Source organism: Streptomyces genisteinicus (genome assembly GCF_014489615.1).
Lineage (GTDB): Bacteria > Actinomycetota > Actinomycetes > Streptomycetales > Streptomycetaceae > Streptomyces > Streptomyces genisteinicus.
Genome location: NZ_CP060825.1, coordinates 1,150,568 through 1,171,612, shown reverse-complemented (window position 1 = coordinate 1,171,612; position 21,045 = coordinate 1,150,568). Strand labels below are relative to the sequence as shown.

General features: G+C 74.8%; 19 protein-coding genes and 5 tRNA genes. 16 read left to right on the top strand and 8 right to left on the bottom strand.

From position 1 onward, the window contains the following. Window positions 1–2 precede the first annotated feature (2 nt). Window positions 3–362, bottom strand: coding sequence for a hypothetical protein (locus IAG43_RS05165; RefSeq protein ID WP_187739570.1), 360 nt, complete (start codon window positions 360–362; stop codon window positions 3–5). 724 nt (window positions 363–1,086) lie between these two features. Here IAG43_RS05165 and IAG43_RS05160 point away from each other — a divergent pair. The 8 genes from IAG43_RS05160 to IAG43_RS05125 all read left to right on the top strand — a co-directional run bounded on the left by IAG43_RS05160 (window position 1,087) and on the right by IAG43_RS05125 (window position 12,589). Next, a complete protein-coding gene (locus IAG43_RS05160; protein WP_187739569.1) occupies window positions 1,087–2,145 on the top strand; it encodes a methionine ABC transporter ATP-binding protein in 1,059 nt (352 codons plus the stop codon). After that, window positions 2,142–2,813 (top strand): methionine ABC transporter permease, encoded by a 672-nt coding sequence (locus IAG43_RS05155; protein ID WP_187739568.1) that lies wholly within the window; start codon window positions 2,142–2,144, stop codon window positions 2,811–2,813. Before IAG43_RS05160 ends, IAG43_RS05155 begins: the two co-directional genes overlap by 4 nt. Window positions 2,814–2,882: 69 nt before the next feature. Next, window positions 2,883–3,743, top strand: a complete 861-nt coding sequence (locus IAG43_RS05150; protein WP_187739567.1) for a MetQ/NlpA family ABC transporter substrate-binding protein — start codon at window positions 2,883–2,885, stop codon at window positions 3,741–3,743. 192 nt (window positions 3,744–3,935) lie between these two features. After that, window positions 3,936–4,583, top strand: a complete 648-nt coding sequence (locus IAG43_RS05145; protein WP_187739566.1) for a GNAT family N-acetyltransferase — start codon at window positions 3,936–3,938, stop codon at window positions 4,581–4,583. Window positions 4,584–4,715: 132 nt separating this feature from the next. Continuing rightward, entirely contained in the window at window positions 4,716–5,951 is a 1,236-nt protein-coding gene (gene cbiE, locus IAG43_RS05140; protein ID WP_187739565.1) for a precorrin-6y C5,15-methyltransferase (decarboxylating) subunit CbiE, read from the top strand. Between the two features lie 459 nt (window positions 5,952–6,410). Further along, window positions 6,411–10,289 carry a nicotinate-nucleotide--dimethylbenzimidazole phosphoribosyltransferase gene (gene cobT, locus IAG43_RS05135; protein WP_187739564.1) on the top strand — a complete coding sequence of 1,293 codons (3,879 nt, stop codon included), beginning with the start codon at window positions 6,411–6,413 and terminating at the stop codon, window positions 10,287–10,289. A gap of 177 nt (window positions 10,290–10,466) precedes the next feature. After that, complete coding sequence (gene cobA / locus IAG43_RS05130; protein WP_187739563.1) at window positions 10,467–11,696, top strand: uroporphyrinogen-III C-methyltransferase; 1,230 nt, start codon at window positions 10,467–10,469, stop codon at window positions 11,694–11,696. 74 nt (window positions 11,697–11,770) lie between these two features. Continuing rightward, window positions 11,771–12,589, top strand: coding sequence for a TrmH family RNA methyltransferase (locus IAG43_RS05125; RefSeq protein ID WP_187739562.1), 819 nt, complete (start codon window positions 11,771–11,773; stop codon window positions 12,587–12,589). Window positions 12,590–12,695: 106 nt separating this feature from the next. On the opposite strand, the gene IAG43_RS05120 is transcribed toward IAG43_RS05125, so the two are convergent. Beyond that, window positions 12,696–13,883: a serine/threonine-protein kinase gene (locus IAG43_RS05120; RefSeq protein WP_187739561.1), complete on the bottom strand. Its 1,188-nt coding sequence runs from the start codon at window positions 13,881–13,883 to the stop codon at window positions 12,696–12,698. Window positions 13,884–14,113: 230 nt separating this feature from the next. Here IAG43_RS05120 and IAG43_RS05115 point away from each other — a divergent pair, with 230 nt between their 5' ends. The 4 genes from IAG43_RS05115 to IAG43_RS05100 all read left to right on the top strand — a co-directional run bounded on the left by IAG43_RS05115 (window position 14,114) and on the right by IAG43_RS05100 (window position 16,254). Continuing rightward, complete coding sequence (locus tag IAG43_RS05115; protein WP_187739560.1) at window positions 14,114–14,362, top strand: hypothetical protein; 249 nt, start codon at window positions 14,114–14,116, stop codon at window positions 14,360–14,362. A gap of 201 nt (window positions 14,363–14,563) precedes the next feature. Further along, window positions 14,564–14,746, top strand: a complete 183-nt coding sequence (locus tag IAG43_RS05110) for a hypothetical protein (protein WP_187739559.1) — start codon at window positions 14,564–14,566, stop codon at window positions 14,744–14,746. A gap of 187 nt (window positions 14,747–14,933) precedes the next feature. Then, window positions 14,934–15,896 (top strand): aminoglycoside phosphotransferase family protein, encoded by a 963-nt coding sequence (locus IAG43_RS05105; RefSeq protein ID WP_425508570.1) that lies wholly within the window; start codon window positions 14,934–14,936, stop codon window positions 15,894–15,896. Between the two features lie 67 nt (window positions 15,897–15,963). Then, complete coding sequence (locus tag IAG43_RS05100) at window positions 15,964–16,254, top strand: TFIIB-type zinc ribbon-containing protein (protein WP_187739558.1); 291 nt, start codon at window positions 15,964–15,966, stop codon at window positions 16,252–16,254. 53 nt (window positions 16,255–16,307) lie between these two features. On the opposite strand, the gene IAG43_RS05095 is transcribed toward IAG43_RS05100, so the two are convergent. From IAG43_RS05095 to IAG43_RS05075, 5 genes are all read right to left on the bottom strand, one after another. Beyond that, window positions 16,308–16,382 (bottom strand) — tRNA-Val (locus IAG43_RS05095). Window positions 16,383–16,412: 30 nt separating this feature from the next. Continuing rightward, a tRNA-Val gene (locus IAG43_RS05090) sits at window positions 16,413–16,484 on the bottom strand. Window positions 16,485–16,503: 19 nt separating this feature from the next. Next, window positions 16,504–16,575 (bottom strand) — tRNA-Val (locus IAG43_RS05085). Window position 16,576: 1 nt separating this feature from the next. Beyond that, window positions 16,577–16,650 (bottom strand) — tRNA-Cys (locus tag IAG43_RS05080). A gap of 36 nt (window positions 16,651–16,686) precedes the next feature. Then, a tRNA-Gly gene (locus IAG43_RS05075) sits at window positions 16,687–16,759 on the bottom strand. A 167-nt stretch (window positions 16,760–16,926) separates the two neighbouring features. Between IAG43_RS05075 and IAG43_RS05070 the strand changes: the two genes are divergently transcribed. From IAG43_RS05070 to IAG43_RS05060, 3 genes are all read left to right on the top strand, one after another. Further along, entirely contained in the window at window positions 16,927–17,985 is a 1,059-nt protein-coding gene (locus IAG43_RS05070; protein WP_187739557.1) for a chorismate-binding protein, read from the top strand. Further along, complete coding sequence (locus tag IAG43_RS05065; protein WP_187739556.1) at window positions 17,982–18,806, top strand: aminotransferase class IV; 825 nt, start codon at window positions 17,982–17,984, stop codon at window positions 18,804–18,806. The genes IAG43_RS05070 and IAG43_RS05065 overlap by 4 nt, the downstream gene beginning before the upstream one ends. Window positions 18,807–19,026: 220 nt before the next feature. Continuing rightward, on the top strand, window positions 19,027–19,863 hold the full coding sequence (locus tag IAG43_RS05060) for a GNAT family N-acetyltransferase (RefSeq protein WP_187739555.1): 837 nt from the start codon (window positions 19,027–19,029) through the stop codon (window positions 19,861–19,863). Between the two features lie 61 nt (window positions 19,864–19,924). Here IAG43_RS05060 and IAG43_RS05055 read toward each other — a convergent pair whose 3' ends face one another. Further along, window positions 19,925–20,437 carry a DsbA family protein gene (locus tag IAG43_RS05055; protein ID WP_187739554.1) on the bottom strand — a complete coding sequence of 171 codons (513 nt, stop codon included), beginning with the start codon at window positions 20,435–20,437 and terminating at the stop codon, window positions 19,925–19,927. A gap of 106 nt (window positions 20,438–20,543) precedes the next feature. Between IAG43_RS05055 and IAG43_RS05050 the strand changes: the two genes are divergently transcribed. After that, window positions 20,544–21,044, top strand: coding sequence for a hypothetical protein (locus IAG43_RS05050; protein ID WP_246574073.1), 501 nt, complete (start codon window positions 20,544–20,546; stop codon window positions 21,042–21,044). Window position 21,045 lies beyond the last annotated feature (1 nt).

Genomic DNA, 21,045 nt, shown 5'->3' with positions numbered 1-21,045 from the left:
CGTCAGCCTCCCCAGATGTCGTGGAGCCGTACTTCGAGCACGGCGAGGACCACCGCTCCGGCGGCCACGGTCGCCGAGCCCCAGCGGGTGCGCTCGCCGAGCGACAGGAATCCGGCGGCCGGCACGGCGAGTGCCGCACCGATGAGGTACGCCAGGAAGATCGCGACGGACTCGGAGGGCTCCTCGCCCCGTGCCAGCTGCACGATGCCGACGACCAGCTGGGCGAGGGCGAGCACCGACACCACGGCGATGCCGATGAAGTGCCAGTCCTTGGTGGGCTGGTCGCGGTAGGCGGCGTGGCCGCACCACGCGGCGAGGGCGAGCGCGGTCACGGCCACCGCGATCGTCAGGGCGTCGAGCATGGGCTCGAGCGTATTACGCGCCGCCCGGGCCCCTGTCCCCGGCCCCGGTGCCCGTCCCGGCCTCCGGCGCCCGCGCCGGGGCCGCGTCCCTCCCGTCCGGGCGCTGCCCCGTGCCCGCTCCCGGGACGGACCGGACCGCCGGCGGACCCGCCCCCCCCGGCGCACCGCCCTCCTGCCCCCGGCCCTGCCCGCTCCGGCACCGGCTACCCGCTCCCGGGCCGTTCGACGGGTGGTATCGGCCACAGCGCGGCACCTCCGCCGAGCCCCCAGACCACCGTCGCGCGGCGCATACGTGCAGTTCGGAGGCGGTTCGGGTAGTGCAGGCCGGCGGGGCTGCCTGTCCACATACCGTAGAGGTGATGTCCGAATAGCGGACACCTTCGATTGGCTCGTACACCTGTCTGCTTTACTTGCAGCCATGACCACGACGAGCAGCCGCACCCTTGCGACCGAGGCGATCACGACGCCCGGTGCTCGTTGTCTGTGTCGAATGCGCGCCTTCTGAGGGCCCCTGCCTGAGCCTCGCGCCCCGAAGCGAGACCGACAGCCGCGCCGCGTCCGAACGTCCCCGGAACCACGGAGAACGCCTCGGAGCGACCCTGCCCCGCGCACGTGCCACCCCCGGCCACCAGCCGGACGGCCGTGCCCGCAGAGGGCTGTCCGACCCGAAATGCCCCGTGCCCGGCGGACACCGCGCCGTGCACTCGACAGTGACGGAAACCCTGTGATCACCACTACGGGCCTCACCAAGGTCTACTCATCGCGAGGCCGCGACGTCACCGCCCTGGACGGCGTCGACCTGCACGTCCGCGAGGGCGAGGTCTTCGGCGTCATCGGACAGAGCGGCGCCGGCAAGTCCTCCCTCATCCGCTGCGTCAACCTGCTGGAGCGCCCGACCTCCGGCACCGTGACCGTCGACGGCCGGGACCTCACGGCCCTCGCCGGCCGGGGCCGGCGCGCGTCGAAGGACCTCCGCGAGGCGCGCACCCGCATCGGCATGGTCTTCCAGCACTTCAACCTGCTGTCCTCGCGGACCGTCAAGGACAACGTCGAGCTGCCCCTGGAGATCCTCGGCGTCTCCGGCTCCGAGCGTTCCCGCAAGGCGCTCGAACTCCTCGACCTCGTCGGCCTCGCCGACAAGGCCCGCTCCTACCCCGGCCAGCTGTCCGGCGGCCAGAAGCAGCGTGTCGGCATCGCCCGCGCCCTCGCCGGCGACCCCAAGGTCCTGCTGTCCGACGAGGCCACCAGCGCGCTCGACCCCGAGACCACCCGTTCCATCCTCCAGCTGCTGCGCGACCTCAACCGCCAGCTCGGGCTGACCGTGCTGCTCATCACGCACGAAATGGACGTCGTGAAGACCGTCTGCGACTCCGCGGCCCTGATGAGGAAGGGAAGGATCATCGAATCCGGCACCGTGAGCGAACTGCTCGCCACCCCCGGCTCCGAGCTCGCCCACGAGCTGTTCCCGGTGAGCGGTGACGCCACCGGCCCGGACCGGACCGTCGTCGACGTCACCTTCCACGGCGAAGCCGCCACCCAGCCGGTGATCTCCCAGCTCTCGCGCACCTACAACATCGACATATCGATCCTCGGCGCGGCGATGGACACCGTCGGCGGCCGGCAGATCGGACGGATGCGCATCGAGCTGCCCGGCCGCTACGAGGAGAACGTCGTGCCCATCGGCTTCCTGCGCGAACAGGACCTCCAGGTCGACGTGGCCGGCGATCCGGCCGCGGCCGTCCCCGCCCAGAGCCCCGCTCTCGTCGAGGAGGTCGCGAAGTGACCTGGGACCAGATGCAGCCCCTGCTCACGCAGGGCACCCTCGACACCCTCTACATGGTGCTGTGGTCCACCGTCGTCACGGTCGCCGGCGGACTGCCGCTCGGTGTGCTGCTCGTCCTCACGGACAAGGGCGGACTGCTCCAGAACACCCCGGTGAACAAGGTCGTCGGCGTCGTCGTGAACATCGGCCGCTCGCTGCCGTTCATCATCCTGCTGATCGCCCTGATCCCCTTCACCACGCTCGTCGTCGGCACCTTCATCGGCCCCACCGCCATGATCGTGCCGCTCGCCGTGGGCGCCATCCCCTTCTTCGCCCGGCTCGTCGAGACGGCCATCCGCGAGGTGGACCACGGGCTCGTCGAGGCCGTGCAGTCCATGGGCGGATCGGTGCCCACCATCGTCCGCAAGGTGCTGCTCCCGCAGGCCCTGCCCTCGCTGGTCGCCGCCGTCACCACCACCGTGATCGTCCTCGTCGGCTACTCGGCGATGGCGGGCGCGGTCGGCGGCGAAGGACTCGGCTCCAAGGCCGTGACCTACGGATTCCAGCGCTTCGAGACCCAGTTCATGCTGATCACCGTGGTGATCCTGATCGCTCTGGTGACTCTCGTCCAGCTCCTCGGCGACGGCGTCGTACGCCTCCTCGCCCGGCGCGGTCGCGCCGCGGGCTGACCCGCTCCACCCCCAGCGCCCGCACTCCTTGTCCGGGCGTCGCACCACCACAGGAAAGAGGCACTCTTCGTGCGCAAGAACATCAAGCTCACCGCCGCGGCCGCGGCCACCGCCGCGCTCGCCCTCGGCCTGACCGCCTGCGGCACGGCGTCCGACCCGAACTCCGGCGGCGACGCCGGCGCCAAGGCCGACGAGTCCAAGGCCCTCGTCGTCGCCGCGTCCCCGACGCCGCACGCCGACATCCTCAACTACGTCAAGGAGAACCTGGCCGCCGACGCCGGACTCAAGCTGGAGGTCAAGGAGTTCACGGACTACGTCCTGCCGAACACCGCCACCCAGCAGGGCCAGGTCGACGCCAACTTCTTCCAGCACAAGCCGTACCTGGACGACTTCAACAAGAAGAACAAGACGACCGTCGTCCCCGTCGTCAACGTCCACCTGGAGCCCCTCGGCCTCTACTCCGAGAAGGCCGGGGACATCAAGGACATCAAGGCCGGGCAGACCGTCGCCGTCCCCAACGACACCACCAACGAGGGCCGCGCGCTCCACCTGCTCGCCGACAACGGCCTGATCACCCTCAAGGAGGGCGTCGGCACCGACGCCAAGCTCTCCGACATCGCCGACGCGAAGGGCCTGAAGTTCAAGGAGCTGGAGGCCGCCACGCTGCCCCGCGCCCTGAACGACGTCGACGCCGCGGTCATCAACGGCAACTACGCCATCGAGGCCGACCTCAAGCCCGCCACCGACGCGCTGGTCCTGGAGAAGGCCGAGGGCAACCCCTACGCCAACCTCCTCGCCGTCAAGGACGGCAACCAGGACGACCCGCGCGTGCAGAAGCTCGCGAAGCTGCTGAACTCGCCCGAGGTCGAGAAGTTCCTCGAGGACACCTACCAGGGCTCCGTCGTCGCCTCCTTCGGCGCCGCCGGCTGAGCGAGCGGCACGGCCGTTCGACGCCGGCCCCGGGCACCCGTCGCGGTGCCCGGGGCCGGCGTCGTAGCGCACCCGGCCATGCACGGTCCCGGGCCGGTGTTGCATGCTGTGTCCTCACGACGACGAACCCCCGCGGCCCGCACACGCGTACGACGGCGTGGCCGCTGGGCAACGACCACCGCCGGCCCCGGCATGGAGCAGCGCATGACTCACACCTTCCCGGACGTGTCCATCAGCACGGAGCGGTTGGTGCTGCGCCCCTTCGAGGACGCCGACATCCCGGCGCACACCGAGATGATGAACGACGAGATGGTCACCGCCTGGACCTCGGCCCCCCACCCGTACACCTCCCGGGACGCCGAGCACTGGGTCCGCGCCTTCGCGCCGGCCGAGCGCACCGAGGGGCGCGGAATCGTCTTCGCGGTCACGGAGTTCCTCACCCAGCGGCTCGTCGGCATCGTCCACCTCCGCAACACCGACTGGCGCCTGCTCGCCACCGAGGTCTCCTACGTGACCGCACCGTGGGCGCGCGGTGAGGGGTACGCCACCGAGTCCGTGCTCGCGGTCGCGCAGTGGCTCTTCCGCGACCGCCGCTTCGAGCGCATGGAACTGCGCACGGCCGCCGGCAACACCGCCTCCCAGCAGGTCGCCCAGAAGGCCGGCTTCATCAGCGAGGGCGTGCTGCGCAACGCCTGGACCGTACGCACCCGGCCCGAGGACGGCAGCGGCGGCTGGGCCGAGATCCGCACCGACCTGATCGTGTGGAGCCTGCTCCCCGAGGACCTCGAGGCCGACCGCCTGGCCGAGGCCGGCTACGCCTCCTACACCGACTGGAACTGAGCCGGCCCCCCTCCCGGCCTCAGCCGAATCCTTCCCTCACATCGGGCCCGTCACGGGGCCCGGTACCCTCGGCGTGCGGCGCACCACCGCCCGTACACCCCCTGTCTGCACCGACACCAGGAGACTGACGCGATGGCCGACCGGGTCACGGTGATCGGATGGGACGGCTCGCCGCTCACCCGGGCGGCCACGTCCGCGCTCTCCGCCGCCACCCTGGTGGCCGGCGCCGCCCACCACCTGGCCCTGCCCGAGGTGCCCCCGAACGCCGAGCGCATCCGCCTCGGCAGCGTGGACCTCGCCGCCCGGCGCATCGCCGGCCACCGGGGCAGCGCGGTCGTCCTCGCCGACGGCGACCCCGGCTTCTTCGGCGTCGTCCGCACCCTGCGGGCCCCCGAGCACGGCCTGGAGGTCGAGGTGGTCCCCGCCGTCTCCTCCGTCGCCACCGCCTTCGCCCGGGCCGGCATGCCGTGGGACGACGCCCTGACGGTCGTCGCCCACCAGCGCACCCTGCGCCGGGCCGTCAACGTCTGCCGGGCCCACCCCAAGGTCGCCGTCCTCACCTCACCCGGAGCCGGCCCGGCCGAACTGGCCCTGCTGCTCGACGGGATCCACCGCACCTTCGTCATCTGCGAGGAACTCGGCACCGACCGCGAGCAGGTCACGGTCCTCACCTCGGACAAGGTCGCCGACCACGTCTGGCGCGACCCCAACGTCGTGATCGTCATCGGCGGGTCCGGCACCCTCACGGGCGTCGCCCGGTCCGGTGCCGGGTGGCTCGCCGGGCGCGGACCCGGCTACCCGCCGCAGCAGCGCGGCTGGGCCCTGCCGCCGGACGACGAGGAGCGCCGGGCGCCGCAGCGCGAGGGCGAGTACGCGGGGCTGCGCGCGGCCCAGCTCGCCCGCCTCGGCCCCCGTACCGGCGACCTGGTGTGGGACATCGGCTGCGGGGGCGGCGCGCTCGCGACCGAGGCGGCGGGGTTCGGCGCCGCCGTCATCGCGGTCGACTCCGACGCCGCGGCCTGCCGCCTGACCGACGCCCGGGCGCGCCGCCTCGGCGTCCAGGTGCAGGTCGTCGAGGGCCGCGCGCCGCACGTGCTGGAACGCCTGCCCGAGCCGGACGTGGTGCGGATCGGCGGTGGCGGAGTCCCCGTCGTGACCGCCGTCGCCGACCGCCGTCCGCAGCGCATCGTCACCCACGCCTCCACCCGCGACGAGGCCGAGGCCGTCGGGGCCGCGCTCGCCGCGGGCGGCTACGACGTCGAGTGCGCCCTGCTCCAGTCCGTCGCACTCGACACCTCGGACTGGACCGAGAGCGAACGCACGGTGGTCTTCCTCCTCTGCGGACGCCACCCCGACGCGACCGCCTGACGGCACGGACCGCTGCACCCCGGCGGCGCCGACCGTGCCGCCCGGCCGCGCGGACCGGGGTCCCGGTGGCGCGATCGCGGACACTCCGAGCACCGCCGTCGCGCTGCTCACAACTCGGGCCCAACCCCCACTTCCGGCACCGTGGAGGGTAGGCTGGCCGATCGTCGTACCGCGCCCGGGTGCTTGCCGATCGGTCGGTGAATGTCCGGAAACAGGGGTCGCTTCCGGCCCTGTTCGTGGTACGCCGGAACCGGGGGGTCGCGCGACGTGGCGCAGCCCACAGCGGACCGCGGCGGATCTTGCTGCCGTGGTGGCGAACGACGGCGACAATGCATGGGGTCGGGGGTCGATCGTGCCGCGCGGCGCACACGCTCGTTGTTGTTCACGGGCGTCAGGTGCGCCGGTCGGACGCCCCGGGCGATGGGCCGAAGAAGCACAACCGATGGGCGAGGGGTACGCATGACTGACACCGGCCAGGTCCCGGGCGAGGGACTGCCGGAGAACGCAGGCATGGTGGAGCAGCCGGGCGTCCCCGCCCAGGACGCCTACACCTACCTCGAACCCTCCGGGCACACCTCCGACGAGGACGACCTCCTGCTCATGCCGGGCGCCCAGGGCGCCTGGAGCGAGCACCCGCACACGGCGTCCGCCCCGGCCCCGGCGCACCACGCGGCCCCCGCGGAGCAGTACGCGGCCGCACCCGCCCCCGTTCAGCACACGGCGCCCGCGGGTGTCCCGCACCACGCCGGCGGCCCGTACGTGACGGACCACCAGGCCGGCTACGCCTACGGCGAGGCCGCCGCCCCCGCGGACGCCCAGGAGCCCGCCGCGCCCGCGTTCACCCAGGTCGCCGGGTCGGCCGGGAGCGCGCTGTACGCCCAGCAGACCGCGGACGCCCCGCAGACGGAGGACAGTCCGCACGGCGCGGACACCCCGCACGCCCCGCACGGCGCGGCGCACGCCGGGCAGCCGGAGCCTGCCGGGGAGCCGCAGGGGCACGAGCCCGCGCAGGAGCCGCTCGCCCAGGTGCAGGGCGTCATGTCCGTCGTCCCCGGCATGGCTCCCGGCCCGCTGCCGCAGCAGCCCGCCGCCGACGCGCCCTTCGCGCCCCAGCCGGCCGGGGAGCAGGGCGCCTTCCCCGAGGCCCCCGCACAGGCCGCCGGCCGCCCCTGGCCCGCCGAGGCCGAACCAGCCCCTTCCGCCGTGGCGTTCGCCGCCCCCGCACCCGAAGCCACCGCCCCGGCGGAGACGTTCGCCGCCGCACAGGCCGTGCACGAGAGCGGTGCCCACGAGGCGGGCGGCCGGGACTCCGGGTCCGTCGACCTCGGCGCCGTACGCACCCCCTCCGCCGCGACCTCGGCCATGCCGACGCCGCCCCCGGCACGCCGGCCCCTGCACATGGGCCCGCCCGTGCCCGAGGCGAACAGCGGTGTGGTGCGCTCACTCGCCGACCGGGGACCGGCGGGTGTGCCGCCGCACCCGGCGCAGACGCGCACCGCCCCCGCGGCCCAGCAGGCGACCACGGGTGTCGAGTACCTCGACGTGCCGCGCGAGGCGGCCGCCGCCGAACTGCCAGGACCGCAGCTCGGCGAGATCCCGCCGCAGGCGGGAGCTCCCTGGGACCCGCAGCCGCCGCAGCAGGAGGCGCAGGCCGCAGAAACGGTCGTCCCTCAGCCGCCCGCGGAACCGGTGGACCCGGCCGTGGCGGAGGCCGGCGTGCCCGCGCCGCGCCACGGCGACGCCGACGGCACCGCCCCCGGGGCGCCCGCGGCCGTCGCGGAGCAGGACCCGGCCCCCGCAGGGGCGCAGGCCGTCGCTCCCGATGCCCCCGCTCAGCCGGAGCCCGCCCCCGGGGCCCCCGCGGCCGTCGCGGAGCCCGTCGCCGCGCCCGCCGAGCCGCAGGCCGTCCCCGCGGAGGCGCCCGAGGAGCCGGTGCAGCAGGTCCTCCTGCCGGAGCAGCCCGCACCCGACCCCGCGCCGCCGGTCGCCGCCGAAGCGCCGGCCCCGGCGCCCGAGGCAGTCGGCGCCCCCGAGGCCGCCGAGCCTCCCGTGGAGGCCGCCCCGCAGCCGGAGGCCGTTCCCGCGGAGCCGGCTGTCGCGGAGGCCGTCGCAGAGGCCGTCGCGGAGCCGGAGACCGCGCCTGCGGAGACCGTCCCCGCGACCGCCGACGCGCCCGAGGCCGCCGAGCCTCCCGTGGAGACCGCCCCGCAGCCGGAGGCGGTCCCGGAGCCCGTGGCCGCCGAAGCCGCTCCCGTGGCCCCCGCGCAGCCGCTCGCGGAGGCGGCCCCCGCCGTCGCGCCGGCGGCAGCCGAGGCCCCCGCGGAGCCCTTCCCGCAGCCGGAGGCCGTTCCCGTTGCCGACGGGACCACCCCGCAGCCGGAAGCCGCCGACGCGACCGCGTCCGCCCCGCAGCCGGAGACCGCCCCCGCGCACTCCGCTCCCGTGGCCGCCGAGCCGCAGGCTGCCGCCGAGCCCCCCGCCGAGCCGCAGGCCGCCGCTGCCGCGCCCGCCCCGCAGCCGGAGCCCGCCGCCGACGCCGCCCCCGCCCAGCCGGAGGCCGCCGCCCCCGCCCTGCCGGAGGCAGAGGAGGCGGCCGAGCCCGCCGGTCCGCCCGCCCCCGGCTACGACGACGCCGAGCGCGAGGCCGTGCTGCGCGTCATGCGCGAACGCCGCGACATCCGCAACGGCTTCCGCAGCGACCCGATCCCGCACGAGGTGCTGCTGCGCGTCCTGGAGGCCGCGCACACCGCGCCCAGCGTGGGCCACTCGCAGCCGTGGGACTTCGTCGTCATCCGCTCGGCGGAGACCCGCCGCACGATGCACGAACTCGCCCAGCGCCAGCGCGAGGCGTACGCCAAGTCGCTGCCCAAGGGCCGGGCCAAGCAGTTCAAGGAACTGAAGATCGAGGCCATACTCGACACCCCGGTCAACATCGTCGTCACCGCCGACCCCACCCGCGGCGGCCGCCACACCCTCGGCCGGCACACCCAGCCGCAGATGGCGCCCTACTCCTCGGCGCTCGCCGTGGAGAACCTCTGGCTCGCCGCCCGTGCCGAGGGCCTCGGGGTCGGCTGGGTCTCCTTCTTCGACGAGCGCGAGATGGTCCGCACCCTCGGCCTGCCCGACCACCTCGAAGTGGTGGCGTACCTCTGCGTCGGCTACGTCGACGAGTTCCCGGAGGAGCCGGAGCTGCTGCAGGCCGGCTGGTCCAAGCGCCGCCCGCTCTCCTGGGTCGTCCACGAGGAGACGTACGGCCGCCGTGCCCTGCCCGGCGAGGAGCCGCACGACCTGCTCCAGGAGACGGTCGCCGGCATCCGCCCCCTGGACGCCAAGGCGCTCGGCGAGGCGTGGGAGCGCCAGAAGCGGATGACCAAGCCGTCCGGCGCGCTCGGCATGCTGGAGATCATCTCCGCACAGCTCAGCGGCCTGTCCCGGATGTGCCCGCCGCCGGTCCCGGAGCCCGCCGCCGTCGCGATCTTCGCGGGGGACCACGGGGTGCACGCCCAGGGCGTCACCGCCTGGCCCCAGGAGGTCACCGGCCAGATGGTCGCCAACTTCCTCGGCGGGGGAGCGGTCTGCAACGCCTTCGCCGGCCAGGTCGGCGCCGAGGTCTGCGTCATCGACGTCGGCGTTGCCGCCGACCTGCCCGCCACGCCCGGTCTGCTGCCCCGCAAGGTCCGCGCCGGCACGGCCGACTTCACCACCGGCCCCGCGCTCAGCCGCGACGAGGTGTGCGCCGCGATCGAGGTCGGCATCGAGACCGCCCGCGACCTGGTGGCCGCCGGGAACAAGGCGCTGCTCACCGGCGAGATGGGCATCGCCAACACCACCGCGTCCGCCGCCCTGATCTCCGTCTACACCGGCGCGGACCCGGCGGAGATCACCGGCCGGGGCACCGGCATCAACGACGCGATGCACGCCCGCAAGGTCGACGTGGTGCGCCGCGCCCTCGAACTGCACCGCCCCGACCCCGCCGACCCCGTCGGAGTCCTCGCGGCGGTCGGCGGCCTGGAGCACTGCGCGCTGGTCGGCCTGATCCTCGGCGGCGCCTCGCTGCGCACCCCCGTGATCCTCGACGGCGTCAGCACCGGGGCCGCCGCGCTCGTCGCCCGCGCCATCGCCCCCGAGGCGCTGGCCGCGTGCATCGCGGGTCACCGCAGCGCCGAGCCCGGCCATGTGGCCGCCCTCGGCAAGCTCGGGCTCCGCCCGCTGGTCGACCTCGACCTGCGCCTCGGCGAGGGCACGGGCGCCCTGCTGGCGCTCCCGATCGTGCAGAGCGCGGCCCGCGCCATGCACGAGGTGGCGACGTTCGACTCGGCCGGCGTCACGGAGAAGTAGCCCCGGGCGCCGTCCGGCCCCGCCGGGCCGGACGGCGCCTTGCCGGGCGAGGCGCCGCCGACGGCGGACCGTACCCTGGTGACCAGGCCGGCCCCTACGGCCCTGGCGTCCCCATCAGCCGCTCCACCGCCGCAGCGGCCCCGCTCACGCACCACCCGCACGAGGAGCCGCACCGCCATGCCCGAGCCCGCCGAGCACCCCGCGTACCCCGTCGGCCTGCGCCTGTCCGGCCGGCGCGTCGTCGTCATCGGCGGCGGCCAGGTCGCCCAGCGCCGTCTGCCCGCCCTGGTCGCCGCGGGTGCCGACGTCGTACTCGTCTCCCCGTCGGCGACACCGTCCGTCGAGGCCATGGCCGAGGCCGGCGAGATCCGCTGGACCCGGCGGCGGTACGAGGAGGGCGACCTCGCGGAGTCCTGGTACGTCCTCGTCGCGACCGGTGACACGGAGGCCAACGCCCGCGCCTCCGCCGAGGCCGAACGGTCCCGGATCTGGTGCGTCCGCAGCGACGACGCCGAGGCCGCCACCGCGTGGACGCCCGCCACCGGCCGCAGCGAGGGCGTCACCGTGGCCGTGCTCACCGGCCGCGACCCGCGCCGCTCCGCTGCCGTGCGCGACGCCATCGTCGAAGGGCTGCGCGAGGGCAGCATCGCCGCCCCCCACGTCCGCGCCAGGACCCCGTCCGTCGCCCTGGTCGGCGGCGGCCCCGGCGACCCCGACCTGATCACCGTGCGCGGCCGTCGGCTGCTCGCCGAGGCGGACGTCGTCATCGCCGACCGGCTCGGACCGCGCGACCTGCTGGACGAACTGCCGCCGCACGTCGAGGTGATCGACGCGGCCAAGATCCCCTACGGCCGGTTCATGGCCCAGGAGGCGATCAACAACGCCCTCGTCGAGCACGCCAAGGCGGGCAGGTCCGTCGTCCGCCTCAAGGGCGGCGACCCGTACGTCTTCGGCCGCGGCATGGAGGAGGCCCAGGCGCTCGCCGAGGCCGGCATCCCCTGCACGGTCGTGCCGGGCATCTCCAGCTCGATCTCGGTGCCCTCGGCCGCCGGCATCCCCGTCACCCACCGGGGCGTCGCCCACGAGTTCACCGTGGTCAGCGGCCACGTGGCGCCCGACGACCCGCGCTCCCTGGTGGACTGGCAGTCCCTCGCCCGGCTGCGCGGCACCCTCGTGATCCTCATGGGCGTGGACAAGATCGGCGCCATCGCCGCGGCTCTCGTCTCCCACGGCAAGGACCCCGCCACCCGGGTCGCCCTGGTGCAGGAGGGCACCACCGCCGCCCAGCGCCGGGTGGACGCCACCCTGGCGACCGTCGCCGAGACCGTGCGCGCCGAGGAGGTGCGGCCCCCGGCCGTCATCGTCGTCGGCGACGTCGTCGGCGTGGGTGTGCCGACCCTTCCCTGAACGGCCGTCCCGCCCCCCCCCGGGCGGCCGCCGCACCGGCCGCCCCTTGGACCGCACCACCGAGAGAGCAGACCGTGGCCGAGATCATCACCCTCGACGACCCCGACGACCCGCGCCTGGCCGACTACACCGGCCTCACCGACGTCGAACTGCGGCGCCGGCGCGAGCCCGCCGAGGGCCTGTTCATCGCCGAGGGGGAGAAGGTGATCCGCCGGGCCTCCGACGCCGGCTACCGGATGCGGTCCATGCTGCTGACGCCCAAGTGGGCCGACGCCATGCGCGACGTCATCGACGCCGCCGAAGCCCCGGTCCACGTCGTCGAGCCGGCCCTCGCCGAGCGCGTCACCGGCTACCACGTGCACCGGGGCGCGCTGGCGTCCATGCAGCGCAAGCCCCTCCCGGACCCGGCGGACCTGCTGCGCACGGCCCGCCGGGTGGCCGTGATGGAGGCGGTCAACGACCACACCAACATCGGCGCGATCTTCCGCAGCGCGGCCGCGCTCGGCATGGACGCCGTCCTGCTCTCGCCGGACTGCGCCGACCCGCTGTACCGCCGGTCGGTGAAGGTCTCCATGGGGGCCGTGTTCTCCGTTCCCTACGCGCGGCTCGGCGCCTGGCCGCAGGGGCTCGGCGCCGTCCGGGACGCCGGCTGCCGGCTGCTCGCCCTCACTCCCGACGAGCGGGCCGTCCCGCTCGACGAGATCGCCCCGCACCGTCTGGACAAGGTGGCGCTCATGCTGGGCGCCGAGGGCGACGGCCTGTCCTCCCGGGCCATGGCCGCGGCCGACGACCTGGTCCGCATCCCGATGGCCCACGGCGTCGACTCGCTGAACGTCGGAGCCGCCGCGGCCGTCGCCTTCTACGCCGTGGCCACCGGACGGCCCGCGGGCTGACCCGCCCGGAGCCGGCCCACCCCGGCCGGTCCGCCGGACCCGGCCCACGGGGACCCACCCCGTCCTGCCGCGCGCCGGCGCCCTGGGACCCCCGCGCCGGTCGGCTCTACAGCTTCTGCGCGGCCGCGATCCCCAGCGCCACGATCAGCGTCACCACGAAGAAGACCACGATCCGCTGCCTCAGCAGACGCGGATTGGCGGGCCGGCGGCCCGTCGAGGAGGCCGGGCCCGGCCTCGTACCCGGCCGGGTGCCGCCCCGGCGCCCGTTCGTGGGCCCGGTGGCACGCGGCTGCTGCGGCCGGGACCCGCCGCCGGTGCGCGCGGGGGACTGGGGCCGGGGCCCCGAGGACCCGCCCGTGCGCCGCTCCGCGGGCTCGGTGCGCTCGGAGCGCTCCGTGTAACGGGCCGTCGGCCGGCTCAGCTCCGCCCGCTCACGGTCCCGCTGCGCCGGGGGACGGGGGTCGTGCAGCCCCTGCGCCTCCCGGGCGGCGATCTCCTTCAGCCGCATGGACAGCTGGAGCGTGCTCGGCCGCTCCTCGGGGTCCTTCGCCAGGCACGCGGCCACCAGCGGCGCGAGCGCGTCGTGCACCCCGTGCAGCTGCGGCTCCTCGTGCACCACCCGGTAGAGCATGACCTCGGAACTGCCGTGCCCGAACGGCGAGTCGCCCATCGCCGCGTACGCCAGGGTCGCGCCGAGCGCGAAGACGTCCGTCGCCGGGGTGACCGCCGCGCCGCGCACCTGCTCGGGGGCGAGGAAGCCGGGCGAGCCGACCGCGGTCCCCACGTGGGTGAGGGTGCTCGCGCCGGTAGCCCAGGCGATGCCGAAGTCGATGATGCGGGGGCCCTTGGGGGAGAGCAGGATGTTCGACGGCTTCAGGTCCCGGTGCACCACCCCGGCCTCGTGGACCGCGACCAGGCCCTCGGAGAGCGCCGCGCCGATCGCTGCCGTGTCGGAGGCCCGCAGGGGGCCCTCCTCGACCACCTTGTCGTGCAGTGAGGGGCCGGGAACGTACTGGGTCGCGAACCACGGACGGTCCGCCTCCAGGTCCGCGGCCACCAGCCGTGCGGTGCAGCCGCCGCGGATCCGCCGCGCCGCCGACACCTCCCGGGCGAACCGCGAACGGAACTCCTGGTCCTCCGCGAGGTCCGGCCGGATGACCTTCAGCGCCACCCGCTGCCCGCGCCGGTCGGAGCCCAGGTAGACGACGCCCATGCCGCCCGCTCCGAGCCGCCGGTGCAGCCTGAACGAGCCGACGGTACGCGGGTCCTCGCGCCGGAGCCGCATCATCGCCATCGTCCGTCCCCTACCTCGGTGGGAGGTCCCACCCCGCTGCGCGGTCATCGGTCTGACGTGCCACAGCTTACGTATCCCCGCGCGTGTGCGCTCATAGGCCGCGCCCTCGCGCTCGGATGGATTGTCAGTGCCCGGTGGGAGACTTGAGGAGTGGTCAGCAGAGCCCCGGTCCGGCGCCGTTGATCCGGCGCCGGATCTCAACGATCAGTCGCAGAAGGGGGATTGGATCGGTGAAGGGTGACCGTGTGGAGATAGTGGTCGACGCGGGCGACACGACGCGCACGTACGAAGTGGTGGCAAGCCGGGCGGGCCGGAGGGTGGAGACGGCGGTCCGGCGCGGGGTGGTCGAAGTGAGCGAAGTCACGAGGTCGGGCTCGGTCGTCCGCACGGCGCGCTTCATGGCGACCCGTGTCCTGGCCCTCGTGGAGCAGCCGGTCGACCGGGAGGACGACTCCGAGCACGCGCGTCCTCAGGGATGACCCGGGGCCCCGGCGGCCGCGTCTCCACCCAGGGGAGTACGCGGGGGCCCGGGGCTCATCCTCCGGGAGGCTCGGAAGTCGGTACGCGGGCATGACGTCCGGGGCTCCCCGGCTCCCTAGTGTTGAGGTCAAGCGGCGGGTGCGGTACTCGTCCCCCGAGGTCGGACACTCGCCGCTGCCAGTCACGACAGGAGAGGGACCATGGCGGACACCGCATCGCGCAAGGCATATGCCGGTTTCGGCGTCCGCCCGTCAGGCACCCGGCACCCGCTGGTGGCCACGGCCATGGTCCTTCCCCTCGCGGCACTGCTGGTGGTCGTCTTCGGCGGCTGGGACGCGGTGGTCGCACAGGCGTCGTCCGTAGGCGTGATGCTGGGGCGCTGAGAGGCGCCCCGGACCCGGAAGAGCGGTCCGGGTCGGGGACATCCGGCCAACAGCCCCGTGGGGACGGGGGTGCGGCGGACGGCAGCGTTTGGCCGGTCAGCTGGGGAGCTGACCGGCCATCGCGCGTTCGGAGCAGGGCCGGGCCCACGAGCCGCGGACGCCGCCCCGGCGCGGATAGGCTCCCCTGGTGACCGCCCCCCTCGTACGGCACCTCACGGAGGTGGCCGAGGCCGCCGCCCACTCCTCCCGGCCGAACTGTCCCGCCTGCGGCCAGGGCGCGGTGACCCTCGCCGACCGTCCCGACGGCACCGTCGTACGACACGGCGACGCGGTCGCCAAGGCCCACGCCACCGGCACGGACCCCGGCGCCCACGCGGTGCGCATCGCCGTCGCCGCCCACCCCGCCCTCGACGGGGTCCTGCTGCCGCCGCTGCCTCTCCCGGCGGCCGCGACCGCCGGGAGCCGGCCGTTCAGCGCCTGGCCGTACGGGCTGCCGGTCGACCCGCGCGATCCCGACGCCGCCCCCTGGGAGCAGACCGCCGTCCTCCTGGCCCGCCTGCACCGCGTCGACGCCCGCGTCCTGCCCGGCCCGCTGCCGCCGATGCGCGGACCGCTGAAGGCCGCGGCGGCGGTGGCCAGGATGGAGGGTTCGGTCCCCGGCCATCCGGCGGCCGCGGGGGTGCGCCGCGCCTGGCGGGGGCTGCCCGGCTGGGCCCGGGGCGAGGCCGACGCCCGCCGCCACCGGATCCTGTGCCACGGCGACCTGCATCTCGGGCAGCTCGTGCGCCATCCCGTCCCCGGCGGTCCCTGGCTGCTGATCGACGTGGACGACCTCGGCCTGGGGGACCCGGCCTGGGACCTCGCCCGCCCTGCCGCCTGGTTCGCCGCGGGCATCCTGCCGCCGGCGATCTGGCGGCGCTTCCTGGGCGCGTACGCGGCCGCCGGCGGGCCCGCCGTACCGGACACCGACGACCCCTGGCCCCAACTCGAGGTCCCCGCACGGGCGCTGACGGTGCAGACCGCGGCCCTCGCGCTGGCGAAGTCGGCGGCCGAGGGGCGCCAACCGGACGACGTGGAACAGGCGGTGATCGACGCCTGTACCCGAATCGGGACACTCTCACCCGAGTTGGAGCGCGATGTCCCGTCGTAGGGTGAGGAGCGGGCCGCCGGGCATGCATCCGGCGACGGTCGAACCCACGGCGAGAGGCTGAGCTGAGATGCAGTGTCCGAAGTGCCACGCGGCGATGCACACGTACAACCGCAACGGTGTCCAGATCGAGCAGTGCAGCGGCTGCCGGGGCATATTCCTCGACTACGGGGAGCTGGAGTCGCTGACCCGCCTGGAGTCGCAGTGGGCACAGCAGGCGCCGCCCCCGCAGGCCTACCCCGCGGCCCCCGCCCCGGCGGCGCCCGCCTGGGGCGCCCAGCACCACGGCGGACACCACGGCCACCACGGGAGCCACGGACACCACCAGCGGGGCTTCGGCCGGATGCTGTTCTCCTCCTGACGTCCCTCGCGTGCACGACGAAGCCCCCGGCCGATGGGCCGGGGGCTTCGAGGTGGTGCGCGATACTGGGATTGAACCAGTGACCTCTTCCGTGTCAGGGAAGCGCTCTCCCGCTGAGCTAATCGCGCAGGTCAGACCTGCGGATACCGCGTACTGCGTGCGCGATACTGGGATTGAACCAGTGACCTCTTCCGTGTCAGGGAAGCGCTCTCCCGCTGAGCTAATCGCGCGGGGATCCTTGCGGACCAGTGGACGATACTGGGATTGAACCAGTGACCTCTTCCGTGTCAGGGAAGCGCTCTCCCGCTGAGCTAATCGTCCTTGGAGGTGGAGACGGGATTTGAACCCGTGTAGACGGCTTTGCAGGCCGTTGCCTCGCCTCTCGGCCACTCCACCCGGAGTGCGGGGGTCGGGAAGATCCCCCGATTCTCGAGCGGACGACGAGATTCGAACTCGCGACCCTCACCTTGGCAAGGTGATGCTCTACCAACTGAGCCACGTCCGCCTGTCGTTTCCGTTCCGCTTGCGCGTCCCGGCGACGTGTTGAACTCTAGCGGATTCCTCGGCCAGTACAAAAACGCGTTTGTGCAGCGTGCTGAGGTGTGGGCCCGTCGTGGCAGCTCACCTGCCGCATCGCCGCGGCCGGCCGGTCCCGGTCCTACACTCGCAGACGTGCACGACCTCGCTCCTCTGGCCCGGTTCGGCTCCCTCGTCGCCACCGATCTCCGGGATGTCACCAGCGACCCCGCCGCCCTCGACTCCGCCGGCTTCTGGGCCGTCTCCGCGGACTTCGAGGGGCGGCTGACCTGCGCGCGCTTCGGCGACGTGCGCACCGAGGCGGTGCCCGCGCCCGTCCCGGGCCGCTGGCGCGGCCCCGCCGCCGAGGAGTGGACGAGCTCGCTCGACCGCGCCGCCTACACCGCCGGTGTGCGCCGGATCCGCGAGCACATCGCCGCGGGCGAGGTCTACCAGGCCAATCTCTGCCGGGTCCTGAGCGCCCCGCTGACCGGCCCCGGGGAGCACGACGTGGACGAGCTGACCGCGCTGCTGGCCCGGGGCAACCCGGCGCCCTACGCAGGAACGATCCGGCTCCCCGCGCACGGCGTCGAGATCGCCACCGCCTCGCCGGAGCTCTTCCTGCGCCGCGACGGCGCCGCCGTGGAGTCCGGCCCCATCAAGGGCACCGGCCGCACCGCCGCCGACCTGCTGGAGAAGGACCACGCGGAGAACGTGATGATCGTGGACCTGGTCCGCAACGACCTCGGCCGGGTCTGCGCCACCGGCACCGTGACCGTGCCCTCCCTCTGCGACGTCGAACCGCACCCGGGACTCGTGCACCTCGTCTCCACCGTCCGCGGCGAACTCGCCCCCGGCGCCGGATGGTCCCAGCTGCTGGCGGCCGCCTTCCCGCCCGGCTCGGTCACCGGAGCCCCCAAGTCCAGCGCCCTGCGGATCATCGACGCCCTGGAGACCTCCCCGCGCGGCCCGTACTGCGGAGGCATCGGCTGGGTCGACGCCGACTGCGGCACCGGTGAGCTCGCCGTCGGCATACGCACCTTCTGGATCGACCGCGCGGCGACCGGGGGCCCGCTGCTGCGCTTCGGCACCGGCGCCGGCATCACCTGGGGCTCGGACCCCGAACGCGAGTGGGCCGAGACCGAACTGAAGGCGGCCCGCCTGCTCGCGGTAGCGTCGGGCGCGTACGAGGCGAGCGGAAGGACTGCGGGATGAAGCTGTGGGTCAACGGCGGGCTCAAGGACGCCGAGGAGGCCCGGGTGTCGGTGCTCGACCACGGGATCACCGTGGGCGACGGCATCTTCGAGACGGTGAAGGCCGCCCACGGGCAGCCGTTCGCGCTCACCCGGCACCTGGACAGGCTCAGCCGCTCCGCCGCGGGTCTCGGCCTGCCGGCACCGGACCACGACGAGATCCGGCGCGCCTCGGCCGCCGTGCTCGCGGCCAACCCGATGGCGCTCGGCCGCCTGCGGATCACGTACACCGGCGGCCTCTCACCGCTCGGCTCCGACCGGGGCACCGACGGGCCCACCCTGGTCGTCGCCCTGGGGGAGACCTCCCGCCGCCCCGACACCACGGCGGTGATCACCGTCCCCTGGACCCGCAACGAACGCGGCGCCCTCGCCGGACTCAAGACCACCTCGTACGCGGAGAACGTCGTCGCCCTCGCACGGGCCCACGACCACGGGGCGTCGGAGGCGCTGTTCGCCAACACCGTCGGCAGGCTGTGCGAGGGCACCGGGTCGAACGTGTTCGTCGTCCTCGACGGCGAACTCCACACCCCTCCGGTCTCGTCCGGCTGCCTCGCCGGCATCACCCGCGCCCTCACCGTCGAATGGACCGGCGCCAAGGAGACCGACCTGCCGATGGACGCCCTGGAGCGCGCCGAGGAGGTCTTCCTGACCTCGACCCTCCGCGACGTCCAGGCCGTCGTACGCGTGGACGGCCGCCCGCTCCCCGCGGAGCCGGGTCCCGTCACCGCGAAGGCCATGCGCGTCTTCGCGGAGCGCGCCGCGGCCGACGCCGACCCCCGCTAGGCATCCGGCCCGGGGCCGGCCCCGGCACCACCTGCCCGCCGCCGGGACAACCCCGTGCCGTCGACACCCGACTGGCCGGGGCCGGCCCCGTGACGGCGGCCCCCGCGCAGCCCGTCCGGGAACGGACGGAGCGGTGCCCGGGGCGCCAGGCTCCGGAACGCCCGCAACCGCTGCCGGAAAACCGGTGTCGTACGGCCGCCCGGCAGGTAGAAAGTCCTCGATGACCACTACTCTGCGGCCGACCGGGCCGATCCGGCGGGACGGGCAGGGCGCCCGCGCCCGCACCTTCGACGTCTGCGTCAACGGGCGGCGGGTGGGCGCCGTGGAACTGGAGTCCTCTCTCGCGGGCGGCCGCCCCGCCGGCCACATCCGGTCGCTCGGCGTCGACGAGCCGGACCGCGGCCGCGGCCGCGGCACGGTCGCCGCGCTCGCGGCCGAGGAGGTGCTCCGCGACTGGGGCTGCACCGAGGTCCGCGCGGCGGTCCCGGACGGCGCCGACCGTGTACTGGGGTGGGCCGCGGCACTCGGCTACACCGAGCGGGGCCGCAACATGCTCAAGGAGACGGCCGAGCCCCCGCCGCCCCCTCCGGGCGTCGTGGCGCGCCCCATGGACGACGCCGAGTTCACCGCGTGGCGCGTCCACGCGGTGCGGCACTTCGCGCAGGACTGGATCGACCGCGGGGTGCCCGAGGACGAGGCGGTCCTGCGCTCGGAGGAGGTCCACGAGCGGCTGCTCCCCGACGGCGCCGCCACCGAGGGGGTCCGGATCCACGTACTGCTCGCCGGCGGCACCCCGGTCGGTCACGTGTGGGTGGCGCGGCACGAGGTCCGCCCCGGCGAGCAGGGCGCGTACGTCTTCGACGTCGAGGTGGCCGAGCCGCACCGCGGCCAGGGGCACGGCCGGGCCCTGATGCAGCACGCCGAGCGGATCGCCCACGCCGACGGCCTGCCGCTGATCGGCCTCCACGTCTTCGCCGGCAACACCACGGCCCTGGGCCTCTACGAGTCCCTCGGCTACCGCACCACGTTCCGCAACGTCGCCAAGCGCCTGCTCTGAGCCGCGCCTCCCGGCGGTCCCGGAGGCTTCGGCCGTCCCGAGCCGCCGGGACCGCCGGGACTCAGCTCGGGTCCGCCAGCAGCCGGTCGACGATCTCCTCGATCCGGCCGCGCAGCCCTTCCTGGCTCTTGCCGCCGTCCAGCCGCTGCCCGTCGACGACGTACGTCGGCGTGCCGGTCACGCCGATCGCCTTGCCCTCGGCCTGGTCGGCGTCGACGGCCAGGATGTGCCGCCCGTCGATCAGCGCGGTGTCGAACTCCTCCGCGTCCAGCCCCAGTTCCCCCGCGGTCTCCACGAGGACCTGCTCACCTCGCGCCGCCAGGTCCTCGACACGGGCGAGGACCGCTTCCGTGTACTCCCAGCCCCTGCCCTGCCCGGCGGCCTCCTCGGCGGCCTGGGCCGCGGCGAAGGCGTGCTTGTGCTTCTCGAGCGGGAAGTGCCGCAGCCGCAGATCCAGGCGGTCGCCGTACCGCTCGCGCAGGGCGCGCACGTCGTCGAGGGCGGTGCGGCAGTCGGGGCACTGGAGCTCGCACCAGACGTCGACGACGACCGGGCGGGGGGAGGAGTCGTTCATGCGGCCAGTCTTCCAGCCGGGACGGGGGGCCCGCGACGGGGACCTGAGGAGGAGAGCGATCCCGGAGATACCCCTGAGATCGCCCGCTCCGTGGCATCCGCGCACGATGACGGTGCAGGATGGAGGAGAACGCCACACCTCGTGCCCGCCGAGCCTGGAGGACCGGATGCTTGCCGAGACCATTTGTTCCGCGGTGTCCGCGGCGGGCCTGGGCATCGCCGCGATCACGGCGTACCGCCGGCGCTTCCTCGCCGCGACCCGGATCGCCGCCTACTCGCTGGTGCCCGTCGGCCTGGTGCTGACCGGCGCGGTCGAGTGGGCCGTCGGCACCGCGTTCAGCCCGTCCGCCTGGGTCGGCTTCGGCCTGCTCGGCGGCGCGTGGCTGCTCTTCATGACCACCCGGATCGTGGAACGCCGCTCCGGCGGCACCCGCCGGGAGCGCAAGGCCGCCGCCGCACGGGGCGGTGACGCGGTGGCCCCCGCGGCGTCGGCGCCCTCCCTGGGCGCGGCCGGCAACGCCGCCGCGCCCCGGTCCCGGAAGGCGGCCGACACCGGGGCGGACGACTTCAGCGACATCGAGGCGATCCTCAAGAAGCACGGCATCTGAC

Coding starts and splice junctions, on each gene's coding strand:
- cbiE (WP_187739565.1), top strand. CDS start 4,716: ATGGCCGACCGGGTCACGGTGATCGGATGGGACGGCTCGCCGCTCACC.
- IAG43_RS05060 (WP_187739555.1), top strand. CDS start 19,027: ATGACCACTACTCTGCGGCCGACCGGGCCGATCCGGCGGGACGGGCAG.
- cobT (WP_187739564.1), top strand. CDS start 6,411: ATGACTGACACCGGCCAGGTCCCGGGCGAGGGACTGCCGGAGAACGCA.
- IAG43_RS05165 (WP_187739570.1), bottom strand. CDS start 362: ATGCTCGACGCCCTGACGATCGCGGTGGCCGTGACCGCGCTCGCCCTC.
- IAG43_RS05110 (WP_187739559.1), top strand. CDS start 14,564: ATGGCGGACACCGCATCGCGCAAGGCATATGCCGGTTTCGGCGTCCGC.
- IAG43_RS05145 (WP_187739566.1), top strand. CDS start 3,936: ATGGAGCAGCGCATGACTCACACCTTCCCGGACGTGTCCATCAGCACG.
- IAG43_RS05120 (WP_187739561.1), bottom strand. CDS start 13,883: ATGGCGATGATGCGGCTCCGGCGCGAGGACCCGCGTACCGTCGGCTCG.
- IAG43_RS05065 (WP_187739556.1), top strand. CDS start 17,982: ATGAAGCTGTGGGTCAACGGCGGGCTCAAGGACGCCGAGGAGGCCCGG.
- IAG43_RS05055 (WP_187739554.1), bottom strand. CDS start 20,437: ATGAACGACTCCTCCCCCCGCCCGGTCGTCGTCGACGTCTGGTGCGAG.
- IAG43_RS05100 (WP_187739558.1), top strand. CDS start 15,964: ATGCAGTGTCCGAAGTGCCACGCGGCGATGCACACGTACAACCGCAAC.
- cobA (WP_187739563.1), top strand. CDS start 10,467: ATGCCCGAGCCCGCCGAGCACCCCGCGTACCCCGTCGGCCTGCGCCTG.
- IAG43_RS05050 (WP_246574073.1), top strand. CDS start 20,544: ATGACGGTGCAGGATGGAGGAGAACGCCACACCTCGTGCCCGCCGAGC.